Consider the following 3,658-nt stretch of genomic DNA (forward strand, 5'->3'; position numbering starts at 1 on the left):
CATCAAATACGACTTCGCGCTATATCGCCTCGGACAGAGCGGTGAGATAGATAAAATTTTACCTTCACTGCTTGATTAATTCTAGCTTTAATTGCACATACCGAATGGACCAAAACACTCAGAGAATAATCTATTCTTTTGAATTATATTTTCTCCTGGATATATAATAATTTCGTGTCCTTGTTTTTGCCAGATTTGTCCATTTTCTGCGCTTATGGTAGATACATCTAAGTGAGCTGTTGAGCCATAGACTAAATATATTTTATCAAATACATCACTATAGCCTAGATAATGAAAAAACGGCGCTGCAAACGTGATCTTTTTGAATTTCGCTAGATTGCTATCTTGAGCGACACAATTGGATTTATTGGAGGGTTTGTAGCCGTTTTCAATGAGTTTCTTTTCTGCTATGCCGTTAGTAGAATTTAACTTTACGTAATGAACATATCAGATTTCATCTAGGCTATCTGCGGCATTTGCTTGAATTTTTCTACGATACAAAAGTAAGCCATCCATATCTGCATTGTCTGTTAAAATATTTAATTCTTCAAAATTATTGCTCTTTACGTTCCAAAAATCATTATATGGTTTTAAATAAATTGACGCAATAATAAATGCTATTATTAATATGATGATTACCCCTAAAATAGATACACTTATGATGAAAATTTTTAAAATCAGATCTATGATTTTTTTGAAACTATTCATTTTTATCCTTATTTTTTACTATTATAGCATACGATTTGCCATTGCGGTGTATGACAGTTAAAATTTAAGTCTATATTTTGTAAAATAATAGAAATCAAAAAGGACAAAAATGGAGCTTGAGCTTTGGCAGTTTGCGGTGCTTTTTGCGGCGGCGTTTTTCGGCGGATTTATCGACTCGATCGCGGGCGGCGGCGGGCTGATATCGCTGCCTGCGCTGCTTGCCGTGGGCGTTCCGCCGCATGTAGCGATCGCCACAAATAGATTTCAAGGCAGCTTCGGAAGCTTCACCGCCGCTTTAAATTTCATCCGCAAGGGCTATGTCGATGCGGCGGAGATCCTGCGCGGCGTGATTTTTACGTTCATAGGTGGGCTCGTCGGCGCTTATGTCCTACTTCTAATTGATGCGAAATTCCTAAACTACCTCATTCCGATCCTGCTGCTGGCGCTTTTATTTTATATGATTTTTTCGCCGAACCTAGGCGAAGCGCCCACCAAACCCAAGATGTCAAAAAAGAGCTTTTACGCGATTTTCGGGCTTATTTTGGGGTTTTACGACGGATTTTTCGGCCCTGGTACGGGCTCGTTTTGGACGTTTGCACTCGTGGGAATTTTAGGGCTATATATGAAAAAGGCGGTCGCGCACACGAAAGTTTTAAATTTCACCTCAAACATCGTCTCTTTGGGCGTTTTTATCATCGGCGGGCAAATTTTATGGCTCGTCGGAGCGGTGATGGCGGTCGGACAGATCGCGGGCAGCTTCGCGGGTTCAAGCCTAGTGATGCGATGCGATGTGAAATTCGTGCGCAAGATGCTTCTGTTCGTCGTTGCCGCCACGATTTTAAAGCTACTTTACGGACTGATCGCAAGCTGAATACAGGACTAATTTGGGCTGATCGCAAGTTAATTACAGACTGGTTGAAGACCGATCGCAGGCTAATCTAAAGCCAAAATCATAGAATTTTATACAGGATTTCGTATAAAATTTCACGTAAAATTTTATGAGCTCTCGTTGATCTATTTAAATGACGTTGATCTTGCTGCCGCAGTAGCGCAGATCTTGCTGTAGAGTCGCGCCAGTCTCGCTTCGATGGCGCCGATTTTATCATAGCGTTACGCTGATCTTATCGCGACTACGCTAATTTCCCGCTGCTGCGATGTTGATTCTATTGGCGTTACGTCGGAGGTCTCGCTTGTCATGAGGTCTTGATTTTGTTGTTTCGATATCGTCGATTTTGCTCCGCTACATCGACGACTTCGTTGCCGCGCTTGCTACTGCGAGGATTTTAATTGCGTTGCGCGGTGTTGCACTGATTTTTTTATGACGGCGCTGTTCTTTCTGCTGCGATGGTAGCGATTTTGGCGCTGCTTTTACCGCCCCGCCGCCCGTATCACTACCATGGGCGGGCTCAGTTTTGCTGTCGCGACATTGCGATCTTGATGGTACAAGGATTTAATTTGCTGCCGTAACGACGCCAGTGAAATTTCGCCCATTCGCGCCAGTTAAATTCCACCGCACCACCCATATCTATTTCGTCGTATCGCCATGCATTCATGCGGTCTGCCCGCCGCCGATAGAGTCGTCGTATTGCCGAGTGCACAATGCTATCGTACCCGTGCTATGAAATTTTATATGTTTATGCCCACAAAATTTTAAAATACCGCTCCATAGATCATTTCGCCGTGCCGCCCGTATGTACTACCAAATCCACTCGCAGCGATTAAATTTAGCCGCACTTTCACGCGCCGTTTTCTGCACCCGTCAGCTATTTTGAATTTTGTCGTTTCGCCGTCACGGCTCGCCATTTCGCGCTAACTACCTCCCGCCATATTGCTCGCTGTATTTGTGCGATAAATTTAACCGCACCGCTGCGTTTGCCGTTTCATTCTGCTATCGTAGGCGAAATTTTGCTCATCCATGCCATTTAAATTCCACTACATTGCGGTGTTTGCATAAACGAAATTTAGCCGCCCCGCGCTTATTATCTTTACCGCGCCGCCGCCTTTCCGCCAATTAATTTTAGCTGCACCGTCGCGCCCGCTGCACCCGCAATCTCGCTCGCCCGCGAAATTCCGTCGCCTAAAGCAATGCTAAAATATTTTGCGATAAAATGGGCGAAATTTTTTACAAAGGATTTTACATGCAGATCATCTCGACTCCCGATGCGGCGCAGGCCATCGGACCGTACTCCCAGGCGATCAAGGCGGGCGGGTTCATCTTTACCTCTGGGCAGATCGCGCTTAAGCCCGACGGCGAGTTTGTCGCGGGCGGCGTGGAAGCGCAGGCAAGGCAGGTTTTGCAAAACCTCGCCGCGATCCTGAAAGAAGCTGGCGCGACGCTACAAGATGCCGTCAAAACTACGATTTTCCTAGCCGATATGGGCGATTTTGCCGCGGTGAACGAGATATATGCGGCAGCGTTCGGTGAGCATAAGCCTGCTCGCAGCACGGTGCAGGTCGCCAAGCTCCCCAAGGGCGCGCTTGTGGAGATCGAAGTAATAGCGCTGGCTAAGTAGCGTTAAATTTAGATCGCTAGGACATTGCGGGTTTGCGGTTAAAATTTAGATACGGGCGCTTGAAATTTTAAACGCCTCGCTTTGGTTTTGTAGCTGTGCGAGTTTTTAAATTTAGATTTTCAAAGCCGCGCCAAACGTCCGCGGGTTTATGTAAACAGCGCGTCTGGCGTGCTAAGGCGTTAAAATTTCTCGCTCAAAATGGGATTAAAATGATAGAAGAGCTTATTCAAAAATCTAAAAATATCACGGCCGCGGGGCGCAGCGACATAGAGCCCGCATGGATCGCGCAGGCGCAGCGGCGGCTCGGTTTCGCGCTGCCTACGAGCTACAAGCAGATGCTGCTAAGATACGCTGGCGTCAGCGCGGATTGAGCTAAAAACGATCGCGCCGCCCGAGTTTGCGGACAGTGCCGACGCCGACATCTGCTACACGTATGA

The 3,658-nt window shown here is 46.3% G+C and carries 6 protein-coding genes; 4 read left to right on the top strand and 2 right to left on the bottom strand.

What is annotated here, in order from left to right; genetic code table 11:
* Positions 1-447 precede the first annotated feature (447 nt).
* On the bottom strand, positions 448-708 hold the full coding sequence (locus Q0140_RS10655; RefSeq protein ID WP_297964426.1) for a hypothetical protein: 261 nt from the start codon (positions 706-708) through the stop codon (positions 448-450).
* 109 nt (positions 709-817) lie between these two features.
* Between Q0140_RS10655 and Q0140_RS10660 the strand changes: the two genes are divergently transcribed.
* The gene (locus Q0140_RS10660) at positions 818-1,579 is read left to right on the top strand and encodes a TSUP family transporter (protein WP_297964428.1); all 762 of its coding nucleotides are present in this window, start codon (positions 818-820) and stop codon (positions 1,577-1,579) included.
* A gap of 535 nt (positions 1,580-2,114) precedes the next feature.
* Here Q0140_RS10660 and Q0140_RS10665 read toward each other — a convergent pair.
* A complete protein-coding gene (locus Q0140_RS10665) occupies positions 2,115-2,261 on the bottom strand; it encodes a hypothetical protein (protein ID WP_297964431.1) in 147 nt (48 codons plus the stop codon).
* 46 nt (positions 2,262-2,307) lie between these two features.
* Between Q0140_RS10665 and Q0140_RS10670 the strand changes: the two genes are divergently transcribed.
* The 3 genes from Q0140_RS10670 to Q0140_RS10680 all read left to right on the top strand — a co-directional run bounded on the left by Q0140_RS10670 (position 2,308) and on the right by Q0140_RS10680 (position 3,592).
* Positions 2,308-2,430 carry a hypothetical protein gene (locus Q0140_RS10670; RefSeq protein WP_297964433.1) on the top strand — a complete coding sequence of 41 codons (123 nt, stop codon included), beginning with the start codon at positions 2,308-2,310 and terminating at the stop codon, positions 2,428-2,430.
* A 416-nt stretch (positions 2,431-2,846) separates the two neighbouring features.
* Entirely contained in the window at positions 2,847-3,221 is a 375-nt protein-coding gene (locus Q0140_RS10675) for a RidA family protein (RefSeq protein WP_297964435.1), read from the top strand.
* Between the two features lie 209 nt (positions 3,222-3,430).
* A complete protein-coding gene (locus tag Q0140_RS10680) occupies positions 3,431-3,592 on the top strand; it encodes a hypothetical protein (RefSeq protein WP_297964437.1) in 162 nt (53 codons plus the stop codon).
* Positions 3,593-3,658 lie beyond the last annotated feature (66 nt).

The organism is uncultured Campylobacter sp. (assembly GCF_938045405.1).
In the GTDB taxonomy this organism is placed as follows: Bacteria; Campylobacterota; Campylobacteria; order Campylobacterales; family Campylobacteraceae; genus Campylobacter_B.

Excerpts from the sequence above, each read along its gene's own strand:
- Q0140_RS10660 (WP_297964428.1), top strand. The coding sequence starts at position 818 with ATGGAGCTTGAGCTTTGGCAGTTTGCGGTGCTTTTTGCGGCGGCGTTT.
- Q0140_RS10675 (WP_297964435.1), top strand. The coding sequence starts at position 2,847 with ATGCAGATCATCTCGACTCCCGATGCGGCGCAGGCCATCGGACCGTAC.
- Q0140_RS10680 (WP_297964437.1), top strand. The coding sequence starts at position 3,431 with ATGATAGAAGAGCTTATTCAAAAATCTAAAAATATCACGGCCGCGGGG.
- Q0140_RS10655 (WP_297964426.1), bottom strand. The coding sequence starts at position 708 with ATGAATAGTTTCAAAAAAATCATAGATCTGATTTTAAAAATTTTCATC.
- Q0140_RS10665 (WP_297964431.1), bottom strand. The coding sequence starts at position 2,261 with ATGAATGCATGGCGATACGACGAAATAGATATGGGTGGTGCGGTGGAA.
- Q0140_RS10670 (WP_297964433.1), top strand. The coding sequence starts at position 2,308 with ATGCTATCGTACCCGTGCTATGAAATTTTATATGTTTATGCCCACAAA.